This window comes from Falsiroseomonas stagni DSM 19981 (genome assembly GCF_900114315.1).
Taxonomy (GTDB): Bacteria; Pseudomonadota; Alphaproteobacteria; order Acetobacterales; family Acetobacteraceae; genus Falsiroseomonas; species Falsiroseomonas stagni.
Map to the genome: position 1 here is coordinate 1 of NZ_FOSQ01000002.1, position 24,158 is coordinate 24,158.

Consider the following 24,158-nt stretch of genomic DNA (forward strand, 5'->3'; position numbering starts at 1 on the left):
CGACAATCCCTTCAACGGCATCGATGCCGGGGGCTACAGCTCGCCGAGCTTCGTTGACCTGGACAGCGACAGCGATCTCGACCTCGTCACGGGTGGGGATGAAGGCGTATTCAAGGCGTGGAAGAACAACGCGACGCCGGCGCCGATGCCCGCGTCGGCATCGATCACCGTGACCGTCACCGCGGAGAACGACGCGCCGGCCATCACCTCCGCCGCCACCGCCAACCATGCCGAGAACGGCACGGGCACCGCTTATCAGGCGGCGGCAACCGACCCGGAAGGCACCACGAGCTTCACCTGGTCGCTCTCCGGCGCCGATGCCGCCTTGTTCGATATCAGCAGCACGGGCGCCGTCACCTTCAAGGCCGCGCCGAACTTCGAGGCCCCGACCGATGCGGGCGCGAACAATATCTATGACATCACGGTCAAGGCCAATGACGGGACGCTGGACAGCGCGTCCCATGCGGTGACCATCACGGTCACCGATGGGAACGATGCGCCGACCGTCACTTCCGCCGCCACGGCGAACTTTGCCGAAAATGGCAGCGGCACGGCCTATCAGGCGACGGCGACCGACCCCGATGCCGTCACGACGCTTACCTGGTCGCTCGGCGGCGCGGATGCCTCGCTGTTCGACATCAATGCCGCGAACGGCGCGGTCACATTCAAGGCTGTACCGAATTTCGAGGCGCCCGCCGATGCCGGCGGCAACAACGTCTACAACATCACGGTCACAGCCGATGACGGTGGCGCAAGCAGCGCCGCCCATGCGGTCGCCATCACGGTGACGAATGTGAACGATGCGCCGATCGTCACTTCCGCCGCCACGGCGAACTTTGCCGAAAATGGCAGTGGCGCGGCCTATCGCGCGACGGCGGCCGACGCCGATGCCGGCGCGACGCTCACCTGGTCGCTCGGCGGCGCGGATGCCGCCCGGTTCAACATCAGCAGTGCTGGCGCGGTGACCTTCAAGGCATCGCCGAATTTCGAGGCCCCCACCGATACGGGCGGCAACAACGTCTATGACATCACGGTCGCAGCCAATGACGGTGTGGTGAGCAGCGCCGCCCTTGCGGTCGCGATCACGGTGACGGATGTGAACGAGGGGCTCAGCATCACTTCCGCCACCACGACGACCTTTGCCGAAAATGGCAGTGGCGCGGCCTATCAGGCGACGGCGTACGTTCCCTATGCCGCCACGACGCTCATCTGGAGTCTTGGCGGGACCGATGCGGCGCTGTTCAATATCACCAGGACGGGCACGGTGACCTTCAAGACCGCGCCGAACTTCGAGGCCCCGACCGATTCGGGCGGCAACAACATCTACAACATCACGGTCACCGCCAATTTCGGTGCGTTCAGCAGTTCGGCGCGGGCGGTTGCCATTACCGTGACCAATGTGAACGATGCGCCGACCGTCACGTCCACCGCCGTGGCGAACTTTGCCGAAAATGGTAGCGGCACGGCCTATCAGGCGACGGCGACCGATCCCGATGCCGGCACGACCCTCACCTGGTCGCTCGGCGGCACGGATGCCGCGCGGTTCGACATCAATGCCGCGAACGGTGCGGTCACATTCAAGGCCGCACCGAATTTCGAGGCTCCCACCGATGCTGGCGGGAACAATGTCTATGACATCACGGTCACAGCCAATGACGGTGGGCTGAACAGCACCGCCCGCGCGGTTGCCATCACGGTGACGGATGTCGCGGAGGCCTTGCGCCTCGAGGGTAGTGCGGGCAACGACAGCCTGATCGGTGGAACGGGCAACGATACGTTGCTCGGCTTCGGCGGCAATGATGTATTGGATGGTGGTGTCGGCCCCGACAGTCTGACGGGTGGGGCGGGGGCAGACAGCTTCCTGTTTGCAAGCAGCCTGCAGGCAAATCGCGATGTTGTGACCGATTTCAGCGCGCTCGAAGGGGATAAGATTGATCTAGCCGCCATGGACGCCAATACATTGTTTTCGGGTGATCAGGCCTTCAAATGGATTGGCAGCGCCAGCTTCAGCGCAGCGGGCCAGTTGCGCTTTGCTGGCGGGATCCTGGCAGGCGATGTGAATGGCGATGGCGCGGCCGATTTTCAGATCACGCTCACCGGTGTGACATCACTCACATCGGCTAGCATCTGGCTGTGAGAGTCGCCGACGAAGAGTGGGGGCAGACGGCGGCCTGCTGCCCCCACTCCCCGGGAAACGGCTTCGGCAGCGCCGGCAGACTGATCTCCTCGGCCTGCTGGTCAGCAAGGAGACCAGGACAATGTTCGGCGCCAGCAGCGGGAGCTGCGGCAGGCGCGAGATACGGGACTGGTTGAGCTTCCCGGCCGCCTCCATCATCCGGCGTTACCTGAATGCTCGGGCCAGCGCCTTCACCAACGTGGTGTCCGCAGCCGAGAAGCCTCGCTGCGCGGCGGCGCCCGGCGTCAGTATCAGCGTCCGCCCGCCCCACGGCTTCCGGACCGCCAGCGGCACCCGAACGGTCAGCATCTGCGCCGCGCCGGTCATGGTGCCGTCCTTGCCGATTCGGCGCCGGTCGCCACGAGGACCCAGGCCAGGCGCGCCAGCCCCTTCAACTCTAGCGGACTGCGGATGATCGGCGCCTGCTCGGTACGGGGTCCACGCCCCGCTGGCCTGGCGCTGAACCCACAGTGGCGATGCGTGTTGGTGTTGCGCCGCGTGATGCAATGATAGCGGACGGCCGGGACAGGCCACGCTCAACGCTGCGGGCGAAGCTGCGCAATTCCGATATCGGACCCGAAATGGAGCGGCCGACGTGGCTGGCGGGCAACCCGATGAAAAATATGGCGTCCCCTAGGGGATTCGAACCCCTGTTACCGCCGTGAGAGGGCGGTGTCCTAGGCCTCTAGACGAAGGGGACCCAGACAAACCGTCAGGCGCCGTGGCGCCGCGGTGAACGCTCTCTAGCGTCCCGGCCGGGGGCGATCAAGCCGCCCCCCGGCTTTTTCCGGTGCGCTGTTTCGCGGCGTCATACCGCCCCGTCCGGCAGGCATCGGAGCAGAAGCGCACCTGGTCCCAATCCCGCGCCCATTTCTTCCGCCAGGCGAAGGGGCGGCCGCAGGCGGCGCAGATCTTCTCCGGCAGGTTGGGCTTGCGATGGGCCATGGCCGCTCACTCCGCCGCGCGCAGCTCGCCGACCACGCGGCCGCTGCGGCCATCCACCAGCAGCACGCGCTCCGACCCGTCCGGCCGCGTGACCAGGACCGCGATCCGCCCCTCCGCGCCGGCGATGGACATGATCCGCGTCCCGGCGGGCTGGCCGAGCGCGCGCGGCGGCATCGTGCCGGAATCGCCGCCGGCGCGCTGGACGATCAGCGCAACCAGCGTCACGGTGCCCGCGACGATGAGCACCCCCATCCCGATCACCAACGCCTTGAGCAGTGCCACGACCCAATCCCCCCTGAAGCCCGATCCCGAAACCGGCGAGACGCAACGCATCGTCGCGCCCGCCGAGGCCGCCGGCACCCGTGCCGACCGATTCATCACGGATGCCCTCGGCGTCGCGATAGGCGGTCTCTCCCGGTCCCGGGTCAAGGCGCTGATGGAAGCGGGGCAGGTCACGCGGGATGGCGCCGTCATGCGCGACCCGTCGGAGGCGATCCGCGCCGGCGCGACCTACACGCTCCGCCTGCCGCCGCCGGAGGCCGCGACCCCCCAGCCCCAATCCATCCCCCTGACCATCCTGTTCGAGGACCGGCACCTGCTGGTGATCGACAAGCCGGCGGGGCTGGTGGTGCATCCCGCGCCGGGCAACCAGGACGGCACGCTGGTCAACGCCGTGCTCGCCCATGCGGCGGAGGATCTAACCGGCATCGGGGGGGAGAAGCGGCCCGGCATCGTCCACCGGCTGGACAAGGACACGTCCGGCGTCATGGTCGTGGCGAAGTCGGAACGCGCGCATACCGCGCTGTCGGAAGCCTTCGCGACCCGGGACCTGGACCGCGAATACCTGGCGCTGTGCTGGGGCCTGCCCTCCCCCATCCAGGGGGAGGTCGATGCCCCGATCGGCCGCCACCCGATCGACCGCAAGCGGATGGCGGTGGTGGAACGGCAGGGCAAGCACGCGCTGACGCGCTACCGGACGGAACGCGGCTTCGGCACGGCCTGCGCCCTGCTGCGCTGCCGGCTGGCCACGGGGCGCACCCATCAAATCCGCGTGCACCTGGCCCATATCGGGCACCCGATCGTCGGCGATCCGGTCTATCTGAAGCGCACGCCGGCCAGCGCCAAGGGTCTGCCGGCGGCGACGCGGGACCTGCTCCTGGCTTTCCCGCGCCAGGCTCTGCACGCGGCGACTCTCGGCTTCAAACACCCGATCACTGGCGATTCCCTGTCATTCTCGGCCCCGGTCCCGCCGGACATGCAGGCGCTGCTCACGGCCCTTGGCGGCGGTTAATCCGTGAAATCAGAAGGTTAACGACCCCTTAAGCCTGTTACCGGCAGGTTACCGTTCGTAAACCTACCTTACAGGTCGGTTTTTCTTGCCGGCCCCGCGCGGTGGGGCTACAACCTCCCTGCCAGCATCGGGTGGGTGCCGCTTCGTGCCCTGCCCCGGAATCCAGTGCTCCTCGTGCCGAACCATGCGCACGGTGGGTCCTGGATGGCAGGAGCACCCCACCGCGCCTCTCCCCGTCGTGACCGGGGGGTCTGCGGAAAGGGAGGGCCCGACCGGCGTTGGCGGAACAGCACAGTCACAGCGGACCCCGCCGTCACGGGGGGTGCCGGTGACATAGGAGGCAGTTCTCCCCATGGCTTCCCTGTCCATCCCCATTGCCCCCGAGGGCAACCTCTCCCGCTACCTGCAGGAGATCCGCAAGTTTCCGATGCTGACGCCGGACGAGGAGTATGCCCTCTCCAAGCGCTGGAAGGATGAGGGTGACGAACCCGCCGCCCATCGCCTCGTCACATCGCATCTCCGCCTCGTCGCCAAGATCGCCATGGGCTACCGCGGCTACGGCCTGCCGGTCGGCGAGCTGATCTCGGAAGGCAATGTCGGCATGATGCAGGCCGTCAAGCGCTTCGATCCGGATCGCGGCTTCCGCCTGGCGACCTACGCCATGTGGTGGATCCGCGCCGCCATCCAGGAATACATCCTCCACAGCTGGTCCCTGGTGAAGATGGGGACGACGGCCGCGCAGAAGAAGCTCTTCTTCAACCTCCGCCGGCTGAAGGGCCAGATGGCGGCGCTGGAGGATGGCGACCTGAAGCCGGAGCAGGTGGAGAAGATCGCCCGCGTGCTCCAGGTGCCGGAGCAGGACGTGGTCTCCATGAACCGCCGCCTGGCCTCGCCGGACAACAGCCTCAACGCCCCGGTCCGCGCGGATTCGGACGGCGAATGGCAGGACTGGCTGGTCGATGACAGCGAGAGCCAGGAGACGGAACTCGCCGACCGGCAGGACATGTCCAACCGCCGCCAGCTGCTGGGGGAGGCGCTGAAGACGCTGAACGACCGGGAGCGCCACATCCTGATCGAGCGGCGCCTGAAGGACGAGCCGACGACGCTGGAGGAGCTCTCCCAGCAGTACAACATCAGCCGCGAACGCGTCCGCCAGATCGAGGTCCGCGCCTTCGAGAAGCTGCAGAAGAGCATGAAGACCCAGATCGTCGAGCAGAGGCTCGCGGTCAGCTGATGCAGAGGCTCGCGGTCAGCTGATGCAGAGGCTCGCGGTCAGCTGAGGGCGGCGGGAGGGTCATCCCTCCCCCGCACCCGCTCCTCCCGAGAACGGCATGGCGCCCGGCGGAACCCCCGCCGGGCGTCGCGCTTTTGGCGCTGCCGTGGACCAGAAACCTTCCCGACCGCCCCTGCCGGCGGCGCCCTCCCCCAATGCCGATCCGGCATCCGCCTCCAACCAGGGGAGGCGCTTCGATCCGCCCCGCGCGCCCGGCGCCGCCACCCCCCCGGGGCGCGACGACTTGTTCTTCGCGGCCGTCGAGATGACGCGCATGCCGATGATCGTCACGGACCCCAACCAGCCCGACAACCCGATCGTCTTCGCCAACCAGGCCTTCCAGCAGATGACGGGCTATGCGGCGGAGGAGGTGATCGGCCGCAACTGCCGCTTCATGCAGGGCGAGGGCACGGACCGCGACAGCGTCACCGCGATACGCGACGCCATCGCCGGCCGCACCGATGTGGCGATGGAGGTGTTGAACTACCGCAAGGATGGCCGCCCCTTCTGGAACGCCCTCTTCGTCTCCCCGGTCTTCGGCACGGATGGAAGGCTGCTCTACTTCTTCGGCAGCCAGCTCGACGTCACGCGGCGGCGGGAGGCCGAGGCCGCGGCTCGCCGCGCCCAGCGGCTGGAAGCGCTGGGCCAGCTCACCGGCGGCGTGGCGCATGACTTCAACAACCTGCTGCAGGTCGTCACCGGGTCGCTGGAGATGATGCGGCCGCTGGTGGAGGCCTCCGACAACCCCCGCGTCCGCCGCCGCCACGAAGGCGCGCTGGAAGCGGCCCGGCGCGGCGCGGCGCTCACGCGCCAGCTGCTGGCCTTCGCGCGGCGCCAGCGGCTGGAAGGCCGGCCGACCGACATCAACGCGACGCTCCAGGCGCAGGCGGACCTGCTGGCCCGCGCCCTCGGCCCCGGCCTCGGCCTGCGGCTCGACCTCTCTCCCCAGGCGGGCCAGGCGCATGTCGATGCCGGGCAGCTGGAAGCGGCGCTGGTCAACCTGCTGTTCAATGCGCGGGATGCGATGCCGGCGCGGGGCGAGGTGGTGATCGCCACGACCCGCCTGACAGAGGCCGCCGCCATGGCGGATGCCGGCCCGGATGAGGAAACCCGCGCCCCCCACGGCTTCATCGAACTGGCGGTGCGGGACAGCGGCACCGGCATCGCGCCGGAGATCCTGGACCGCGTGACGGAACCCTTCTTCACCACCAAGGATGTGGGCCAGGGATCGGGGCTCGGCCTGGCGCAGGTCTATGGCTTCGCCCGGCAATCCGGCGGCCATCTGCGGATCGAAAGCCACCCCGGCCGCGGCACCACGGTGCGGCTGCGCTTCCCCGCCCTGCAACCCGACACCAGCACGCAACCGGCCCCGCCCCCCGACCGGCCGCGCCAGGCGGAACCCCGCGGCGGGGGCGAAAGCATCCTGATCGTCGACGACAATGCGGAAGTCCTGGAACTCGCCGAAAGCGTCCTGACCGACCTCGGCTACCAGGTGGCGACGGCGGGGGATGCGCGGGCGGCGCTGGCGGCGCTGGAGGCGCCCGGCCATCGCTACGACCTGCTGTTCAGCGACGTGGTGATGCCCGGCGGCATGAACGGCATCACCCTGGCCACCGAGGCCCGCCGCCGCGTCCCGGGGCTGCGGGTGCTGCTCTCCACCGGCTTCATCGACCCGCGGGAGGAAGCGGCGGCGGAGGGCATCCGCCCGCATGGCTTCCCGGTGATGCAGAAGCCCTATCGCCGGTCGGAACTGGCGCGACGCATCCGCCGCGCGCTGGACGATGGCGCCGCCGCGGGCTGATCATTGCCGCGCCGGATGGTGCCGGCCGCCACCATCACCCGGATGGATGGGCCGTATCCGGCACCCCGATTGGACCCCGCGCGGCGCGGCGCCCATCTTCCGGACCACGGAGAAGGAACAGCCCGATGTCCGCCACCACCCTGGAACAGCCCGCCACCGCCGCCTACGCCGCCGATCCCGGCCTGAGGATCGGCCATGTCCACCTGAAGGTCGCCGACCTGGAACGGGGCCTCGCCTTCTGGCGGGACATCATCGGCCTGCAGGTGATGCAGCGCATGGGGGACCAGGCGGTGTTCCTCTCCGCCGGCGGCTATCACCACCACATCGCCCTCAACACCTGGGAGAGCGCCGGCGGCAGCCCGCCCGGCTTCGGCACAACGGGCCTCTACCATGTCGCGCTGCTCTACCCCGATCGGCCGTCCCTGGCGCGGGCGCTGAAGGCGCTGGTGCAGGCGGGGTATCCGCTGGAGGGGGCCTCCGACCATGGCGTGTCGGAAGCGCTCTATCTGCGCGACCCCGACGGCAATGGCGTGGAACTCTACCGCGACCGCGACCGCGCCGACTGGCCCTTCGACGCGCATGGCAAGCTGGCCATGGTGACGAAGCGGCTGGACCTGCGGGCGCTGCTGGCGGAGGCGGGCTAACGCCGCAGCGCGTGCAGCGACGACGCCACCAGCACCGCCGCGGCGCCGAGGTAGAGGAACACCGCCGGCACCAGCGGCAGCAGGATGCCGGCGGCGAGCGGCCCGATCCCCGCGCCGATATCCCGCCAGGTCGCCATCCGCGCCAGCGCCGCCACCCGCTCCTCCGGCGGCGCTCGGCTGGCGGCCACCGGGGCCGGCAGCGGCTGCAGCAGCCCGCGCAGCCCCACCACCATCAGGCTGCCGACCCAGAGCCACCCCGCGCCGATCACCGCCAGCCCGGCGGCGGAGGCCAAAGTCACCACCAGCAGCACCCGCGCCGCGCCGAAACGCTCCGCCAGGCGCCCGGCGGGCGGGCCGAGCAGCACCTCCGCCAGGTAGCGCGCGGCCAGGGCGCCGCCGGCAGCCAGCGCCGCGCCCTCCGGCATCGCCTGCGCCGCCAGGAAGGCCAGGCCCAGCACGAACAACCCATCCAGCGCGAAGCCCTGCACGAAGGACCAGACATCCAGCGACCGTGGCAGCGCGAAGCGCGGCCCGCCGGCGGATAGCCTCACCGCCTCCCCGTCCGGCAGCCGCCAGGCGAAGACCAGCCCCAGCAGCGACACCGCGCCCAGGCACAGGAACACCACCCGCGGCCCCGCGACCTCCGCCAGCACCGCCCCCGCCAGCAGGCCGATCATCGGCCCCGCCGCGATGATGCCGCGCGACGCCCCGCTGCGCCGCGACGCACCCGTGGGTTCCGCCGTCGCCAGCGCCTGGGTCGCGATGTTCATGGCCGCGAAAGCGAGGCCCCAGAGGAGGCGGGCCGGCAGCAGCCACCACACGCCAGGCAGCACCGCATAGCCCGTGGTGGCGCAGGCCGCCGCCAGCACCGCCACCACGCAGGCGCGGCGGGGGCCGAAGACCTCATACCCCCGCGCCACCCAGCCATAGCCGAGGATGCGCACCAGCCGGTTCGCCGCCAGCAGCAGCCCGGCCTCCGCGAGCGACACGCCAAAGACGGCGGCATGCAGCGGCAGCAGCAGGTAGAGCACCGTATCCCCCGGCAGCGTCATCGCCAGGACCAGGGAGGCATCGCGGGAGGCGCGGTCCGCCTCCGCGCGCGTCATGGCGCGGGGGCGGTGGCAGCCCCCTCCCCCAGCGGCCGGGTCATCAGCACGCTGTCCACCCAGCGCCCATGCTTCCAGCCCACGGCCGGCAGCATCCCCGCGGGCGCGAAGCCCGCGCGGCGATGCAGCCCGATCGAGGCCGCGTTCCCGCTATCCCCGATCACCGCCACCATCAGCCGGAAGCCCCGCGCCGTGCAGGCGCCCACCAGCGCATCCAGCAGCGCGGCGCCGACACCCCCGCGCCCCGCGCCGGGCGCGACATAGATGCTGTTCTCCACCGCGAAGCGATAGGCCGGGCGGGTGCGGTAGGCGCTGGCATAGGCGTAGCCGAGCACAAGGCCATCGGCCGATTCGGCCAGGAGGTAGGGATAGCCGCCCTCCAGCACCGCCTGGCGCCGCCGCGCCATCTCCTCCGGCTCCGGCGGCGTCAGCTCGAAGCTGGCCAGCCCATGGCTCACCCAGTGGCCGTAGATCGCGGCGATGGCGGGGATGTCGTCGTCTCGGCAGTCACGGATCGTCACCATGACCGTATGATGTCAGACGACTCAGCGCCCGACAACCAGATGTCTAGATGAATAACCCGTAGCCCGGGGTCCATCGGCCCGCCCCGGCAGGGGCGGGCCTGGTCGCTTCCCTCAGCCCGCGAAGGGGTCGCGCAGCATGATCGTGTCGTCGCGGTCGGGGCTGGTGGACAGCAGCACCACCGGCGCCTCCACCAGTTCCTCGATCCGGCGGACATACTTCACCGCCTCGGCCGGCAGTTCGGCATAGCTGCGCGCCCCGGCGGTGGAGCCCGACCAGCCCGCCATCACCTCCCACACCGGCTCCGCCTTCTCCTGCGCCGCGATGGAAGCCGGCAGGCGCTTCAGAACCTCGCCCCCGATCCGGTAGCCCGTGCAGATCCGCAACTCCGGCAGCCCGTCCAGCACGTCGAGCTTGGTCAGCACCAGGCCCTCGATCCCCCCGACCTTCACGGCCTGGCGCACCATGCAGGCGTCGAACCAGCCGCAGCGGCGCGGCCGGCCCGTCACGGTGCCGAATTCGCGCCCCCGCTCGCCCAGCAGCTTGCCGGTGGCGTCGTGCAGTTCCGTCGGGAAGGGCCCGGCGCCGACGCGGGTGGTGTAGGCCTTGGCGATGCCGAGCACATAGCCGATCTGCTTCGGCCCGATCCCCGCCCCCGCCGCCGCATTGCCGGCCACGGTGTTGGAGGAGGTGACGAAGGGATAGGTCCCGTGGTCCACATCCAGCATCACGGCCTGCGCGCCTTCGAACAGCACGCGCTTGCCGGCGTGATGCGCATCCTCCAGCAGCGCCCAGACCGGCTCCGCATAGGGCATCAGCTGCGGCGCCAGCTCCAGCAGCCGGTCCAGCAGGGCCTGCTTCTCGAAGGTCGCGGCGCCAAGGCCCTTCAGCAGCGTGTTGTGGTGCAGCAGCAGCTCATCCAGCTTGTGCGCCAGCACCTCGGGCTCCGCCAAATCGCCCAGGCGGATGGCGCGGCGCGCCACCTTGTCCTCATAGGCAGGCCCGATGCCGCGCCCCGTGGTGCCGATGGCGGAGGCGCCGCGCGCCACCTCCCGCGCCTTGTCGATGGCGGGGTGCAGCGGCAGGATCAGCGGCACATTCTCCGCCACGCGCAGGTTGTGCGGCCCGACATTGAGGCCCTGCGCATTGACCTTCGCGATCTCCGTCAGCAGGTGCTCGGGGTCCAGCACCACGCCATTGCCGATGACGCCGAGCTTGCCGCGCACGACGCCCGAGGGCAGCAGCGACAGCTTGTAGACGTTGTCGCCGACAACGAGGGTATGGCCGGCATTGTGGCCGCCCTGGAACCGCACGACGATGTCGGCCCGGCTTGCCAGCCAGTCCACCACCTTGCCCTTGCCCTCGTCGCCCCACTGGGCGCCGATCACGGCAACATTCGCCATCGCGCTGTCTCCCTGGCCGGCCCTCGGGCCGGTGCGTGGTGAGAAGAACTCGTCAGACCGGAACCGCGTCGCCCGCTGCGTTCATCGCATGGGTGCAGCGCAGGCTGTCCGGCGTATCGCCGGACGACAGCTGCGCCACCGTGGCAAAGCCCTGCGCCCGCAGCGCCGCCGCCAGGGCGCCATCGGCACCGGCGGGGATGAAGACGCGCCGACGCGGCGGGGCCGCCGCGACCGCCCGCAGCATGGCATCGGGGTAGAGCGTCATGCCCGTGGCCGGTTCCTCCCCGGACAGGTAGCGGCCGCCGCGCGCCAGCTCCCCGGTCAGGCCCTCGCCGAAGATCGTGAAGGCGACGCCGGTGTGGTAGCGGAAGCCGCGGAACTCCACGGGATCCAGCGTGATGCGCAGCCCCGGCGCGCGGGCGCGCAGCGCCACCACGATCGCCGCCGCATTGTCGGCGATGGCGCGCGCCGCCGGCGGCAGGTCCGCGGCCGCCAGCGCCGCCAGCGCGCCATCCACCGGCCCGGCGGAGGCCAGCAGCGCCGGCAGCAGCAGCGCCGCGCCGCCGCCCGCTTCCGCCCGCGCGGTCACAGCGGCCATGTCCTTGCGGTCCAGCGCCCGCGCCAGGCGGCGCCGGTCCTCGCCCTCCACCCCCGCCGCATCCAGCAGCGCGGGCGCCAGGCGCGGCAGCGTGATATCGAGCGACGCGCCGGTGATGCCGACCGCCGCCAGCGCTTCCGCCGCCACCGCCGCCACTTCCGCATCGGCTTCCGCGCTGTCCGCGCCGATCAGCTCGATCCCCGCCTGGGGCAGCTGCCGCGCCGGGGCCAGCTGCGTGCCATGCACCCGCAGCACCTGCCCGGCATAGGACAGCCGGAGCGGCCGGGCCACGCGGGCCAGGCGCGTCGCGGCGATGCGCGCCACCTGCGGCGTGGTGTCGGCCCGCAGCCCCATCATCCGGTGGCTCACCGGGTCCATCAGCCGGAAGGTCTGGTCGGCCACCGCGGCGCCGGAACCCGCGAGGAGGCTGTCCTCGAATTCCAGCAGCGGCGGCTTCACCCGTTCATAGCCGTGCCGCGCGAAGGTCTCCGCCAGCACCTCGACGAGCATGGCCTCGCGCTCCGCCTCGGGCGGCAGCACGTCGGACAGGCCGGCGGGCAGAAGGGCGGGGTTGGGCGGGTCGTCGGTCATCTGTCTGGGGTGTGATCAGGCGGCGCGTGTGTGGCAGGGGGGGCGCCCCGCCGCAACCCCTGCCACGCGCATGACCGCCCCCAGGGACGATGAGAGGCTGCCAGGGTCCAAACCCCATCATCCGCCTCGGGTCTGATCGGGTTTGGACCCTAGGCCAGGAAGATGTCGAAATCCGCCCGCAGCCCGCCATCGGCCGGCGCGACCCGCGCCGTCAGCAGCGCCCGCTGGTCATTCGCCATGCGGCGCAGCAGCGGGTCGGAGTCATTCCCCGGCTCGTTCGGGAAATAGACCTGCGTGGTCAGCGCCGTCCGCCCGGCGGCCGGCTGCGCCCGCAGGTGGATGTGCCGCGTGCGGCCGGGATAGAGGCCCGGGCGGATGGTGCGGAAGACGTAGCGCCCGGCGCCATCCGCCACCGTGCGGCCGAAGCCCTGGAAGGCCGCGTCGCGCTCGGCCAGTCGCGCATCCTCGGGGTGCAGGTAGATGCCCTGGTCATCGGCCTGCCAGATCTCCACCCGCGCGCCCGGCAGCGCCGAACCATCCGCGGCGCGGACGACGCCTTCCAGCAGCAGCGGCACGCCGCGCGCCGGCCCGGGCTGGCCCGCCACCCGCAGCAGGTCGGCATCCGCATCGGCGGGGATGGCGCGGGGGTAGTAGGGCCCTTCCATCTGCGAGGGCGTCCGCACCGCCTGGGCGACGGCGGGCCGGCACAGCAGGGCGGGCGCGGCCAGCAGCACGGGGCTGGCCAGGATCAGGCGGCGGCGGTTCAGAAGGGTCATGGCGGCATCGTTCCCGGTTGTTGCCGATCGGATAGTCCGCGGCCCCGCTTGAAGGCGAGTGACGAAGCGTGTCCGAGTTTTGCCTTGGCGCGGCCCCGCCGACCCGCCACTCTGCCCGCGACAGACGGAGACCCCGCCATGCGCGCCAAGACCCTGCGAAGCCTGCCCATCCTGGCCCTGCTGGCGCTCGGCGCCTGCACCGATCCGGCGGCGCAGCACCTCGGCGGCTATGGCGATTCGGTGCGCGGTGCCGCGATGCACGCGCCCTTCATCCTGGGCGATACCGCGCTCCTCGCCGGGCAGCCCGCCCGCGCCGCCCGCGCGGCGGTGCAGATGGAGGTGCTGGCCCAGGGCTTCGCCGCCAATCCGATCTACAACGCCGACGCCTCCGGCAGCGTGCTGCACGCCACCGCCCTCGGCCGGGCGGAGATGCGCCGCGCACTGGGCATCGCGCCGGATGCGCCGGCCGATCTGGTGATCGACACGCTGCGGGATGCGGCGGCGGCGCTGGATGCCGGGAGCCCCGCCCGGGCGGAGGCCGCGCTCTCCGGCCCCGCCTATCCCGCCGGCGCGGCGGCGACGCTGGCGCGCCTCAACCGCCTGCCCTACCTGCCCCGCGTGGCGGAAGCCGCCGGCGCCGCCTGGCAGGAGGTGCGGCGCCGGGACGGCTTCGGCCGGCGAGGGTAACGCTTCAGGGCCTGTGGACAGTCAGCCTGCGGGCGCGTTCGGCGGCGCTTTTCCGCGCCTGCGGCGTCAGGCGGCTTGCCGATACCAAAGGGTATCGGCGGCGCCACCTTCCTTGCAGGCCCGAAAAATCCCTCGCCGCCCTCATCCCGGGGCTAACTGCCCACAGGCCCTAGAACGCCAGCGGCACCGCGCGGACCACCAGCGGCAGCCCGCGCACCGTCGCCAGCACGGCATCGGGCACCGGCCCGTCCAGCCCCACCAGGCAGATCGCATCCCCGCCCGGCTTGTCGCGGCCCAGGTGGAAGGTGGCGATGTTGATGCCCGCTTCCGCCAGCGTCGTGCCGAAATGGCCGATGAAGCCGGGGCGGTCCTGGTTGGTGACGTAGAGCATGTGCGGCGCGAAATCGGCCTCCACCGCAATGCCCTTGATCTCCACCAGGCGCGGCCTGCCGGTGCCGACGAGCGTGCCCGCGACGCTGCGGGACCATTCATCCGTCACCAGCGTGACGCGCAGCAACGTCGCGTAGTCGCCGCTGCGTTCCAGCACCGTCTCCGCGACCTCGATCCCCCGCTCCTTCGCCAGGGCCGGTGCATTGACCATGTTCACCGCGCCCATCATCGGCGCCAGCACGCCGGCCAGCGCCGCCGCCGTCAGCGGCTTCTGGTTCAGCTCCGCCGCCGCGCCCTCGTATTCCACGCGGATCGCCTTCACCTCATCGCCCACATGGGCGGTGAGCTGCCCGGCCAGCGCGCCCAACTGCCGCGCGAGTTCCATGTAGGGGCGCAGCCGCGGCGCTTCCTCCGCCGTCACGCTCGGCATGTTGATGGCGTTGGAGACGGCGCCGGAGAGCAGGAAGTCGCTCATCTGCTCCGCGACCTGCAGCGCCACATTCTCCTGCGCCTCCGCCGTCGCGGCGCCGAGATGCGGCGTGCAGACCACATTCTCCAGCGTGAACAGCGGGCTGTCCGTCGCCGGCTCCACCTCGAACACATCAAGCGCGGCGCCGGCCAGGTGGCCCGACTTCAACGCGTCATGCAGCGCCGCCTCATCCAGCAACCCGCCGCGGGCGCAGTTGATGATCCGCGCGCCCTTCTTCAGCGCGAAGATCCGATCCCGGTTCAGGATGTTCTTCGTCTGCTCGGTATAGGGCGCGTGGATCGTCACGATGTCCGCGCGCGCCACCAGCGCATCGAGGTCCACCTTCTCCACCCCGATCTCCAGCGCCCGCTTCTCCGACAGGAAGGGGTCGAAGGCGATGACCTTCATGTGCAGGCCATTGGCGCGGCTGGCGACGATGGAGCCGATATTGCCCGCGCCGATCAGCCCGAGCGTCTTGCCCGTCAGCTCCACGCCCATGAAGCGGTTCTTCTCCCACTTCCCCGCCTTGGTGGAGGCGCTGGCCTCCGGCAGCTGGCGGGCGAGGGCGAACATCATCGCGATGGCGTGTTCCGCCGTGGTGATGGCGTTGCCATGCGGCGTGTTCATCACGACAACGCCGCGCGCGGTCGCGCTCGACACATCGACATTGTCCACGCCGATGCCCGCGCGGCCCACGACCTTGAGGCGCGGCGCGGCGTCCAGCACTTCCCGCGTCACCTTGGTCGCGCTGCGCACGGCGAGGCCGTCATACTGCCCGATGATCTCCCGCAATTCGGCGGGCTTCAGGCCGGGCTTGAAATCGACCTCGATGCCGCGGGACTGGAAGATCGCGATGGAGGCCGGCGACAGCTTGTCGGAGATGAGAACCTTCGGCGCCGACATCAGGCGGCCGCCTTCTTGTGCTCGGCCGCAACCTGCGCGAAGCCCCAATCCAGCCACGGGAGCAGCGCCACGATGTCGCTGGTCTCGACGGTTGCGCCCCCCCAGATGCGGAGGCCCGGAGGCGCATCGCGATAATTCGCCGCGTCGAGAGCCACGCCCTCCTTCTCCAGAACCGAAGAAAACTTCTTCGCCGCCGCCGCCTGCCCTTCGGCATCCAGCGCGGTGAACCAGGGCGCGACGATCTTCAGGCAGATGGAGGTGCAGGACCGCGTCGCGGCGTCATCCGCCAGGAAGGCCGCCCAGTCGCTGGTCGCGACCCAGCCCGCGATGGCGGCGAGGTTCGCTTCCGACCGCGCGACCAACCCCTTCAGCCCGCCGACGCTTTCGGCCCAGCGCAGGCCATCGATCGCATCCTCCACGCAGAGCATGGAGGGCGTGTTGATCGTCTCGCCCTTGAAGATGCCCTCGTTGATCTTCCCGTCCTTGGTCATGCGGAAGATCTTCGGCATCGGCCAGGACGGCTTGTAGGATTCCAGGCGGGCCACGGCGCGGGGCGACAGCGCCAGCATCCCATGCGCGGCCTCGCCACCCAGGACCTTCTGCCAGGACCAGGTCACGACATCCAGCTTCGACCAGGGCAGTTCCATGGCGAAGGCGGCAGAGGTGGCATCGCAGATCGCCAGCCCCTCGCGGTCATCCGCGATGAAATCGGCATTCGGCAGCCGCACGCCGCTGGTCGTGCCGTTCCACACGAAGACGAGGTCACGCGCCTTGTCCACCTGCGTCAGGTCCGGCAGCTGCCCATAGCCCGCCGAGATCACGCGCACATCGGACAGCTTCAGCTGCTTGGTGACATCCGTCGCCCAGTCCTTGGAGAAGCTTTCCCAGGCCAGGATATCGACGCCCCTCGGCCCCAGCAGCGACCACAGCGCCATCTCCACCGCGCCGGTGTCGGACGCGGGCACGATGCCCAGCCGCCAATCCTTCGGCATGCCGAGGATGGCCTTGGACAGGTCGATGGTCTCGGCGAGCTTCGCCTTCGGGTCCTTGGCGCGGTGGCTGCGCCCGAGCAGCGCGCCTTCCAGCGCGGCCAGCGACCAGCCGGGGCGCTTGGCGCAGGGACCAGAGGAGAAACGGGGGTTCGACGGACGGATGTCCGGCTTGGTGCTCATGGCGGTGGCTCCCTTCCAGAAGCGAATGCGCCCCGGTGGGGGGGCGTGGCCCGCCGCGAGAGTTAGTCCCGTCGCACGCGCCCCGCAAGCCGCCCCTCGCTTGCCCACTTCTTGCATGGCAGTCTGGCGTCGCTGAACCGGAGCCCCGCCCATGCCTCGCCTGACCCGCCGCGCCGCCCTGGCCCTGCCCGCGATCCTCGCAGCCCCGCTCGCCGCGCGGGCACAGTCGCGGACCATCACCCTGATCTGCCCCTTCGGCCCCGGCACCAATGTGGACCAGATCGCGCGCCTGATCGCGCCGGAGATCGGCAGCCGCCTGGAACGCCAGGTGGTGGTGGAGAATGTGACCGGCGCGGGCGGCACCATCGCCACCGAACGCGCCGCCCGCGCCACCCCCGATGGCACCACGCTGCTGATCGGGGTCGAGAGCACGATCAACGTCGCGCAGCTCGTCACCCCCTCCACCACCCGCTATGATGGGCTGCGCGACTTCGCGCCGATCCACATGATCGCGACGCTGCCCCTGCTGCTCATCGGCCGCCCCAACCTGCCCGCGAGTTTCGCGGAGCTGATCGCGATGAGCGCCTCCCGCCCCGCGCCCTTCAGCTTCGGCAGCTCCGGCACCGGCACGTCCCTGCACCTGTTCGGCGAATTGCTGGTGCAGCGCGCGGGCCTCAAGATGGAACACGTGCCCTACCGCATGGGCGCGCAGATGCTGACGGATGTGATGAGCGGCCAGCTCGACCTCGCCATCAGCACGCTGACCAGCAGCGCGCCCATGGTGCGGGACGACAAGGTGCGCGCCTGGGGCGTGTCCTCCCCCGCACGGCACCCCTTCCTGCCCGATATGCCGACCTTCGCGGAACAGCCGCAGACGGCCGGGATGTCCATGGAAGTGTGGCAGGCGCTCTTCGCCCCCGCGCGCACGGACCCCGCCTTCGTGGCGCGCGTCTCCGCCGCCGCCGCGGCCGCGATGGCGACACCGGACCTCCAGCGCCGCATCCGTGACATCGGGCAGACGCCGAGCACGCTGACCGGCGATGCGCTCAACACCTTCCTGCGGGAAGAAAGCGCGCGCTACGAGGCGCTGGTGAAGGCGGCGAATATTCAGCCTCAATGAGTGGCCCGGGGGGAGCGCCGCTCCCCCCGATACCCCCCACGCCAGGGTCCGACGGGACCCTGGACCGCGGGGTTCAGCGGGGCGCCGACCCCAGCGCGGCACTGCCACCCGGCAGCGGCAGCGTCTGGCCGACCGGGGCCAGCGCGCCATCCTCCGCCACGCTGAACACATTCAGGCTCTGCTCCACCATGTTGCCGACCATCATCATGCGGCCGGCCGTGTTGAACACCGCACCCTGCGACCAGGTGCCGACCCGCCCCTCACCCGCCGGCACGAAGCGCATGTTCTCGACGCGATAGGTCCGCACCAGGCCCGGGCCCCGGAACGGCGAATTCTCCGCCTTGTTCGACCCGTTCATCACCGTCACGGCCACCAGCTTGCCATCCGGGCTGACCGTGATCCCCTCCGGCGTCTGCCCCACCGTCAGCGTATGCACCACACGCCAGGTGGCGGGATCGCCGCGCAGGCTGATGAGGCTGATCGTATCCTCATCCCCGCCGCCACGCCCGATATTCGCCACCGCCGCCCATGTCCCATCCGGCGCGATGCCGATGCCATAGGGGCGCAGCCCGGCGGAGATGGTGCGGTTCGTACGCGTCACATTCTCCCCGTTGATCGCCAGCACATGGATGAAGAAGTCGCCATCCCGCGTCACCAGCGCATGCCGCCCATCCGGCGTGATCGCCACCGCGGAAACGCCCGTCGCCGCCGGCCCGATCTCCACCGTGCCGACCGCCTCCAGCCGCCCATCCCGGATGCGGAAGACGGAAACCGTACCCGCTTCCCGGTTCGCCACCAGCGCCAGCGTGCCGGTGCGGTTCACCGCGATGCCGGCCGGGCCGCGTCCCGTTTCCAGCGTCTGCACCACCGCCGGCGGCGTCGCCCGCAGGTCGATGACGGACAGCACATTGTGCGGCACCGTCCTGCTGTCATTCGCCGGGTCGATCCGCTGGTTCGCCGTCACCAGCACCAGCCGCTCATCCGGCGTCAGGGTGATGGAGGAAGGCGGGCCGACGACGGAAACCGGCGCCTCCACCTCCGCCACCTGGCGCGGCGGCGTCGCCGAGAAATCGAAGACCGTCACGGTATCGGCGGGCGGGCTCGCCGCGATCACCGTCATGCCGTTGATGAGCCTGGCCTTGGCATCATTGGCCGAGGCGACAAGTTGCGCCTGGGCCGGCACCGCCGCCAGCGCAAGCAGCGCCGCGCCCGCGAGAAGGGTTGTCTTCAACGTCCTGTCCTCCCAAGCCGGATCGGAAGTCCGGTGCGGCGATCCTCCGCCCTCACCGCCGCGCGATGCAAGGGGCGATGGGCTTGCAACGGACCCGGGGGCGCGCCAATCGACAGAAGGATGGAAACGGCGGAGGCCACATGATCGGCGTCGATTGGGGCACCAGCAGCCTGCGGGCCTATCGCATCGCCCCGGGCGGCGCGGTGACGGACCGGCTGGACCGGCCGGGCGGCATCCTGACGGTGGAGGGCGGCCGCTTCGCCGAGGCGCTGCGCGACACGATCGGCCCCTGGATCGCCGCCGGCGAAACCCGCGTGCTGCTCTGCGGCATGATCGGCAGCCGCCAGGGCTGGGTGGAGGCGCCCTACCTCCCCTGCCCCGCCGGCCCGGCGGAGATCGCTGGCGCCACCATCCCCGTGCCCTTCCCCGATGCCGAAACCCGCCTGGTCCCCGGCCTGACCAGCAGCGACGAAGCCGGCGTGCCCGACGTGATGCGGGGCGAGGAGACGAAGCTGGTCGCGCTGGCCGACCTGCTCGGCGATGCGCCCGCGCTCGCCTGCCTGCCCGGCACCCACAGCAAATGGGCGCGCCTCGAAGGCGGCCGCGTCACCGGCTTCTCCACCCAGATGACGGGCGAGGCCTTCGCGGCGCTGTCGCACCACACCATCCTGGCCCGCACGGCGGAAGACGGGCCGGACCAGCCCGCCGCCTTCGCCCGCGGGCTGGCCCGCGCGCGCCAGCCCGGCGGGCTGCTGCACCACCTCTTCGGCACACGCGCCCTGCACCTGATGGATCAGCTCGCCGTCGCGGAAACCCGCTCCTACCTCTCCGGCCTGCTGATCGGGCATGAAGTCGCTTCCGCCTCGAAGGGCGTGACGCGGGTGCAGCTGGTCGGCGCCGCGGGCCTCGCCGCGCTCTACGAAACCGCGCTGCGCGATGCCGGCATCGAGGTCACGACCCATGACCCGGACCTGGTCGCGTCCGGGCTGCACCATATCGGCAGGAGCCTCGGATGGCTGTGACGCTCAAGGACTGGCTGGCGCGCTGCCCGCTGGTCGCGATCCTGCGTGGCGTGAGGCCGGAGGAGGTGGAGGCGATCGGCGATGCGCTGCTGGCCGCCGACATCCCCGTGCTGGAAGTGCCGCTGAACTCCCCGGACCCCATCGAGAGCATCCGCCGCCTGGCGCGGCGCTTCGGCGATCGTGCCCTGGTCGGCGCCGGCACCGTGACCGATCCCGCGGATTGCGCGCGGATCGCGGCGGCGGGTGGCAGGCTGATCGTGACGCCCCATGCCGACCCCGCCGTGGTCCGCGCGGCGAAGTCGCAGCAGATGATCTGCGTGCCCGGCTTCTTCACCCCCGGGGAAGCCTTCGCGCTGCTCGCCGCCGGGGCCGATGGCCTGAAGCTGTTCCCGGCGGAAGCGGCTTCCCCCGCCGTGCTCAAGGCGATGCTCGCCGTGCTGCCGAAGGGCACGCCGGTGCTGCCCGTCGGCGGCATGGATGCCACCACCATCCCCGCCTGGCGCGCGGCCGGCGCGGCGGGATTCGGGATCGGCAGCGCGATCTACAAGCCGGGCGACGATGCCGCGGCGGTGGCGGCCAAGGCGCGCGCCCTCCGCGCCGCCTGACCGTTATGTAATATACACATCCCCGCCTTGCCTGGATGGACAGGTGCGGGCATTGATTGCGCAGCCGGCGGCCATCGCCGCGTCCAAGAAACGAAGAATCCAGGGAGCTCATGGGATGCTGATCCAACGCCGCCACCTCGCGGCCCTCGGCGCCGCCGCCTTCGCCTCGCCCGCGCTGGTCCGCCCCGCTTCCGCGCAGGAACTGACGCTGCGGCTGCACCACTTCCTGCCGGCGGTGTCGAACGTCCATCGCCACTTCCTGATGCCCTGGTCGCAGAAGATCAGCGCGGAAAGCCAGGGCAAGCTCCGCGTGCAGATCTTCCCCTCCATGCAGCTGGGCGGCGCGCCGCCCCAGCTCTTCGACCAGGCCCGCGACGGCGTGGTGGACATCGTCTGGACGCTGCCCGGGAACACCCCCGGCCGCTTCCCGCGGATCGAGGTCTTCGAACTCCCCTTCGTCGGCAGCCCCAAGGCCGGCCCCAACGCCAAGGCGACCTGGGAATTCTACACCACCCACCTCCGCGACGAATTCCGCGAAGTGCATCCCATCACCATCTGGACGCATGACGGCGGCGTCATCCACGCCAACAAGCCCGTCAACCGGCTGGAGGATATGCGCGGCCTGAAGCTGCGCTTCCCGACGCGCCAGGCCGGCGAGGCGCTGCGCGCCCTTGGCGCCGCCCCCATCGGCATGCCCGTCCCCCAGGTGCCGGAAGCCGTGTCGCAGGGCGTGATCGACGGCGCCGTGGTGCCGTGGGAGGTCGTGCCTTCGATCCGCCTGCAGGAACTGGTCCGCAACCACACGGAGATCGTGGGCGCGCCGACGCTCTACGCCGCCTCCTTCATCCTCGCGATGAACAAGGCGAAGTATGAGGCGATGCCGGCCGAACTCCGCACCGTGCTCGATGCCAATTCCGGCATGGTGGCGGCGGAGATGGCGGCCAAGGTCTGGGACGAACAGGGCCCGATCGTGCGCGAACAGGTCGCCCGCCGGCGGGACAACCGCATCGTCCAGCTTTCCGCGGCCGAGAAGGAGCGCTGGATGATCGCCTGCCGCCCGGTGCTGGACAATTGGCTGGCGGCGTCGCGCGAACGCGGCTTCGACGGCGCCGGCCTGCTGGCCGATGCGCGCGGGCTGATCGCCAAGCACGGCGGCTGAGACCCCAACGGCCAAGGCCGGCCCCCCACCCACAGAGGAGCCGGCCTTGTCCGAGCCTGACGCCCCCCCCGCGCCGCCGAGCGGCCCGATCGCCACCCTCGCGCGCGCCCTCGCCTTCGCCGGGGGCATCGCCCTGCTGGTCGGCGCCTGCATCACCACGACCAGCGTTTTGCTGCGCTGGACGACGAGCCAGCCCATCCGCGGCGACTTCGAGATGGTGCCCATCGCCACCGGCATCGGCGTCTTCGGCTTCCTCGCCTATGGCACGCTGATGCGCGCCAACATCCTGGTGGACACCTTCACCACCTGGCTGCCGAAGCGGGTCAACGACGTGATCGACGGCTTCTGGACCCTGGTCTGGGCCGCCATCACGCTGTGGCTGGCGGAACGCATGATCATCGGATCGCTCGACACGCTCTCCTCCGGCACGCGGACCATCGGGCTGCTGGCGCTGCCCTACTGGTGGGCCATCGGCATCGGCGCGCTGTGCTTCGCCGCCACGGGCATCGCCGCCCTGTGGTGGGTGCCGCGGCATCTCAGGGGGCAGGGCTGATGGCACCCGAATTCATCCTGGCGGGCACGGGCTTCGCCGTGCTGCTCGGCCTGATCGCGATCCGCGCGCCGGTCGGGCTTTCGATGCTCATCGTCGGCATCGGCGGCTATGTCCACATCCTGGACTGGAGCACGCTCGGCAACTACCTCAAGACCACGCCCTACCACCTGTTCGCGAACTACACGCTCTCCGTCATCCCGCTCTTCATCCTGATGGGCGCGCTGGCGGAACGGGGCGGGCTGGCGCGGGATCTGTTCGCCGCCGCCAATGCGCTGATCGGCCGCAAGCCCGGCGGCATGGCGATGGCGGTGATCGGCGCCTGCGCCTGCTTCGGCGCGGTCTGCGGCAGCAGCGTCGCCACCACCGCCACCTTCGGCCGCGCCGCGCTGCCCGAACTCCGCCGCTTCGGCTACCCCGCCGGCTTCTCCGCCGGCACCGTCGCGGTGGGCGGCACGCTCGGCATCCTCATCCCGCCCAGCGTCATCCTGGTGGTCTATGCCATCAGCACCGAACAGAACATCGCCAAGCTCTTCATGGCGGCGCTCATCCCCGGCCTGCTGGCGACGGCCTTCTACATCATCGCCATCGCCATCGTCGTGAAGCTGAAGCCCGAACTCGGCCCGCCGGGTGAGGCACCGAGCCCGGCGGAGCGGCGGGAGGCCTTCCTCAACGTCATCCCCGTGCTGCTGATCGCCCTCGTCGTCGTCGGCGGCATCTATGGCGGCATCTTCACCCCCACGGAAAGCGCCGCCGTCGGCTGCATCGCGACGCTGGCCGTCGGCGTGCTGCGCGGCACGCTGAAACCCCGCCAGGTGAAGGAAAGCCTCTTCGCCACGGCGGAGACCACGGCGATGATCTTCGCCATCCTGCTGGGGGCGGAGGTCTTCAACACCTTCCTCGCCTTGTCCCAGGCGCCGGATCTGCTGGCGATGTGGATCACGGAGCAGGACTTTCCTCCGTACGGCGTCCTCGTCATCCTCCTCGTCGCCTACATCATCCTCGGTGCGGTGATGGATGAGCTGGCGATGATCCTGCTGACGCTGCCGGTCTTCTTCCCCGTCGTCACGGCGCTGGATTTCGGCCTGACGACGGAGGAGACGGCGATCTGGTTCGGCATCCTCGTGCTGGTCGTGGTCGGCATCGGGCTGACCGCGCCGCCCATCGGGCTGAACGTCTTCGTCGTCTCCGGCCTGGCGAAGGACGTGCCGATCTCCCAGATCTACAGGGGCGTCATGCCCTACCTGGCCATGGACGTGATCCGCCTGGTGCTCTGCGTGGTGTTCCCGGGGCTCAGCCTTTGGCTGGTGAACCTGCTGACATGACGCTCGCCGGCATCTCGGTCGGCCCGCCGGCCTGCTTCCAGGCCGTGATGCCGCCGCCGAGATGGGCGACGCGCGCCAGCCCCATCTCCTGCGCCGTCTTCGCCGCCAGGGCGGATCGCCAGCCGCTGGCGCAGTAGAACAGGAAGCGCTTCGGTTCCTGGAAGACCGGCTTGGCATAGGGGCTGTCCGGGTCGATCCAGAATTCCAGCATCCCGCGCGGGCAGGCGAAGGCCCCGGGGATGCGGCCCTCCCGCTGAATCTCGCGGGGGTCGCGGAGGTCCACGAAGACCACGCCGGGGTCACCCTGCAACGCCAACGCCTGGTCGGCGGGCAGCGTCTCCACCACCGCATCGGCCTCGGCCAGCAATTCCTTGTAGCCCTTGCGCATCGCCCCATCCC

General features: G+C 70.7%; 24 protein-coding genes and 1 tRNA gene. 12 read left to right on the forward strand and 13 right to left on the reverse strand.

What is annotated here, in order from left to right; genetic code table 11:
- A partial coding sequence (locus tag BM041_RS06815) for a VCBS domain-containing protein (protein WP_217648648.1) occupies nucleotides 1–2,137 on the forward strand: 2,137 nt, incomplete at its 5' end.
- Between the two features lie 204 nt (nucleotides 2,138–2,341).
- Here BM041_RS06815 and BM041_RS30470 read toward each other — a convergent pair.
- From BM041_RS30470 to BM041_RS06830, 4 genes are all read right to left on the reverse strand, one after another.
- Nucleotides 2,342–2,503 (reverse strand): hypothetical protein, encoded by a 162-nt coding sequence (locus tag BM041_RS30470; RefSeq protein ID WP_175533787.1) that lies wholly within the window; start codon nucleotides 2,501–2,503, stop codon nucleotides 2,342–2,344.
- Nucleotides 2,504–2,800: 297 nt separating this feature from the next.
- Nucleotides 2,801–2,876, reverse strand: a tRNA-Glu gene (locus BM041_RS06820).
- Between the two features lie 65 nt (nucleotides 2,877–2,941).
- A complete protein-coding gene (locus tag BM041_RS06825) occupies nucleotides 2,942–3,121 on the reverse strand; it encodes a DUF2256 domain-containing protein (RefSeq protein ID WP_092957625.1) in 180 nt (59 codons plus the stop codon).
- 6 nt (nucleotides 3,122–3,127) lie between these two features.
- Nucleotides 3,128–3,403, reverse strand: a complete 276-nt coding sequence (locus tag BM041_RS06830; RefSeq protein WP_245761964.1) for a DUF6476 family protein — start codon at nucleotides 3,401–3,403, stop codon at nucleotides 3,128–3,130.
- Here BM041_RS06830 and BM041_RS06835 point away from each other — a divergent pair.
- From BM041_RS06835 to BM041_RS06850, 4 genes are all read left to right on the forward strand, one after another.
- Complete coding sequence (locus tag BM041_RS06835) at nucleotides 3,390–4,412, forward strand: RluA family pseudouridine synthase (RefSeq protein WP_408735396.1); 1,023 nt, start codon at nucleotides 3,390–3,392, stop codon at nucleotides 4,410–4,412. The genes BM041_RS06830 and BM041_RS06835 overlap by 14 nt on opposite strands.
- A 352-nt stretch (nucleotides 4,413–4,764) precedes the next feature.
- On the forward strand, nucleotides 4,765–5,646 hold the full coding sequence (gene rpoH / locus BM041_RS06840; RefSeq protein ID WP_175533788.1) for an RNA polymerase sigma factor RpoH: 882 nt from the start codon (nucleotides 4,765–4,767) through the stop codon (nucleotides 5,644–5,646).
- Between the two features lie 145 nt (nucleotides 5,647–5,791).
- On the forward strand, nucleotides 5,792–7,486 hold the full coding sequence (locus BM041_RS06845; RefSeq protein WP_245761965.1) for a histidine kinase famiy protein: 1,695 nt from the start codon (nucleotides 5,792–5,794) through the stop codon (nucleotides 7,484–7,486).
- Between the two features lie 125 nt (nucleotides 7,487–7,611).
- A complete protein-coding gene (locus BM041_RS06850; protein ID WP_092957637.1) occupies nucleotides 7,612–8,130 on the forward strand; it encodes a VOC family protein in 519 nt (172 codons plus the stop codon).
- Here the strand turns inward: BM041_RS06850 and BM041_RS06855 are convergent.
- The 5 genes from BM041_RS06855 to BM041_RS06875 form a co-directional block, all read right to left on the reverse strand.
- The gene (locus BM041_RS06855) at nucleotides 8,127–9,236 is read right to left on the reverse strand and encodes an MFS transporter (RefSeq protein ID WP_092957639.1); all 1,110 of its coding nucleotides are present in this window, start codon (nucleotides 9,234–9,236) and stop codon (nucleotides 8,127–8,129) included. The genes BM041_RS06850 and BM041_RS06855 overlap by 4 nt on opposite strands.
- Entirely contained in the window at nucleotides 9,233–9,760 is a 528-nt protein-coding gene (locus BM041_RS06860; protein WP_092957642.1) for a GNAT family N-acetyltransferase, read from the reverse strand. The genes BM041_RS06855 and BM041_RS06860 overlap by 4 nt, the downstream gene beginning before the upstream one ends.
- 111 nt (nucleotides 9,761–9,871) lie before the next feature.
- Nucleotides 9,872–11,161: an adenylosuccinate synthase gene (locus BM041_RS06865; protein ID WP_092957645.1), complete on the reverse strand. Its 1,290-nt coding sequence runs from the start codon at nucleotides 11,159–11,161 to the stop codon at nucleotides 9,872–9,874.
- Nucleotides 11,162–11,213: 52 nt separating this feature from the next.
- On the reverse strand, nucleotides 11,214–12,350 hold the full coding sequence (locus tag BM041_RS06870) for an ATP phosphoribosyltransferase regulatory subunit (RefSeq protein WP_092957648.1): 1,137 nt from the start codon (nucleotides 12,348–12,350) through the stop codon (nucleotides 11,214–11,216).
- Between the two features lie 149 nt (nucleotides 12,351–12,499).
- Nucleotides 12,500–13,126 carry a dioxygenase family protein gene (locus tag BM041_RS06875; RefSeq protein WP_092957651.1) on the reverse strand — a complete coding sequence of 209 codons (627 nt, stop codon included), beginning with the start codon at nucleotides 13,124–13,126 and terminating at the stop codon, nucleotides 12,500–12,502.
- Nucleotides 13,127–13,264: 138 nt separating this feature from the next.
- Here BM041_RS06875 and BM041_RS06880 point away from each other — a divergent pair, with 138 nt between their 5' ends.
- Complete coding sequence (locus BM041_RS06880) at nucleotides 13,265–13,813, forward strand: hypothetical protein (protein WP_092957654.1); 549 nt, start codon at nucleotides 13,265–13,267, stop codon at nucleotides 13,811–13,813.
- Between the two features lie 169 nt (nucleotides 13,814–13,982).
- Here the strand turns inward: BM041_RS06880 and serA are convergent, their stop codons facing one another.
- Nucleotides 13,983–15,575 (reverse strand): phosphoglycerate dehydrogenase, encoded by a 1,593-nt coding sequence (gene serA, locus BM041_RS06885; protein WP_092957657.1) that lies wholly within the window; start codon nucleotides 15,573–15,575, stop codon nucleotides 13,983–13,985.
- Nucleotides 15,575–16,747, reverse strand: a complete 1,173-nt coding sequence (locus BM041_RS06890) for a phosphoserine transaminase (protein ID WP_092957660.1) — start codon at nucleotides 16,745–16,747, stop codon at nucleotides 15,575–15,577. The genes serA and BM041_RS06890 overlap by 1 nt, the downstream gene beginning before the upstream one ends.
- 151 nt (nucleotides 16,748–16,898) lie before the next feature.
- On the opposite strand from BM041_RS06890, the gene BM041_RS06895 reads away from it, so the two are divergent.
- A complete protein-coding gene (locus BM041_RS06895; protein ID WP_092957664.1) occupies nucleotides 16,899–17,867 on the forward strand; it encodes a Bug family tripartite tricarboxylate transporter substrate binding protein in 969 nt (322 codons plus the stop codon).
- A gap of 73 nt (nucleotides 17,868–17,940) precedes the next feature.
- Here BM041_RS06895 and BM041_RS06900 read toward each other — a convergent pair whose 3' ends face one another.
- The gene (locus BM041_RS06900; protein WP_092957667.1) at nucleotides 17,941–19,098 is read right to left on the reverse strand and encodes a YncE family protein; all 1,158 of its coding nucleotides are present in this window, start codon (nucleotides 19,096–19,098) and stop codon (nucleotides 17,941–17,943) included.
- A 140-nt stretch (nucleotides 19,099–19,238) separates the two neighbouring features.
- Between BM041_RS06900 and BM041_RS06905 the strand changes: the two genes are divergently transcribed.
- The 5 genes from BM041_RS06905 to BM041_RS06925 all read left to right on the forward strand — a co-directional run bounded on the left by BM041_RS06905 (nucleotide 19,239) and on the right by BM041_RS06925 (nucleotide 23,759).
- Entirely contained in the window at nucleotides 19,239–20,120 is an 882-nt protein-coding gene (locus tag BM041_RS06905) for a 2-dehydro-3-deoxygalactonokinase (protein WP_092957670.1), read from the forward strand.
- Nucleotides 20,111–20,725 carry a 2-dehydro-3-deoxy-6-phosphogalactonate aldolase gene (locus BM041_RS06910; protein ID WP_092957673.1) on the forward strand — a complete coding sequence of 205 codons (615 nt, stop codon included), beginning with the start codon at nucleotides 20,111–20,113 and terminating at the stop codon, nucleotides 20,723–20,725. Before BM041_RS06905 ends, BM041_RS06910 begins: the two co-directional genes overlap by 10 nt.
- Before the next feature lie 115 nt (nucleotides 20,726–20,840).
- Nucleotides 20,841–21,884, forward strand: coding sequence for a TRAP transporter substrate-binding protein (locus BM041_RS06915; RefSeq protein ID WP_245761966.1), 1,044 nt, complete (start codon nucleotides 20,841–20,843; stop codon nucleotides 21,882–21,884).
- A 46-nt stretch (nucleotides 21,885–21,930) separates the two neighbouring features.
- The gene (locus BM041_RS06920; protein ID WP_092957676.1) at nucleotides 21,931–22,437 is read left to right on the forward strand and encodes a TRAP transporter small permease; all 507 of its coding nucleotides are present in this window, start codon (nucleotides 21,931–21,933) and stop codon (nucleotides 22,435–22,437) included.
- The gene (locus BM041_RS06925) at nucleotides 22,437–23,759 is read left to right on the forward strand and encodes a TRAP transporter large permease (protein WP_092957679.1); all 1,323 of its coding nucleotides are present in this window, start codon (nucleotides 22,437–22,439) and stop codon (nucleotides 23,757–23,759) included. The genes BM041_RS06920 and BM041_RS06925 overlap by 1 nt, the downstream gene beginning before the upstream one ends.
- Here BM041_RS06925 and BM041_RS06930 read toward each other — a convergent pair.
- Nucleotides 23,728–24,147: a rhodanese-like domain-containing protein gene (locus BM041_RS06930; RefSeq protein ID WP_092957682.1), complete on the reverse strand. Its 420-nt coding sequence runs from the start codon at nucleotides 24,145–24,147 to the stop codon at nucleotides 23,728–23,730. The genes BM041_RS06925 and BM041_RS06930 overlap by 32 nt on opposite strands.
- Between the last annotated feature and the right edge of the window lie 11 nt (nucleotides 24,148–24,158).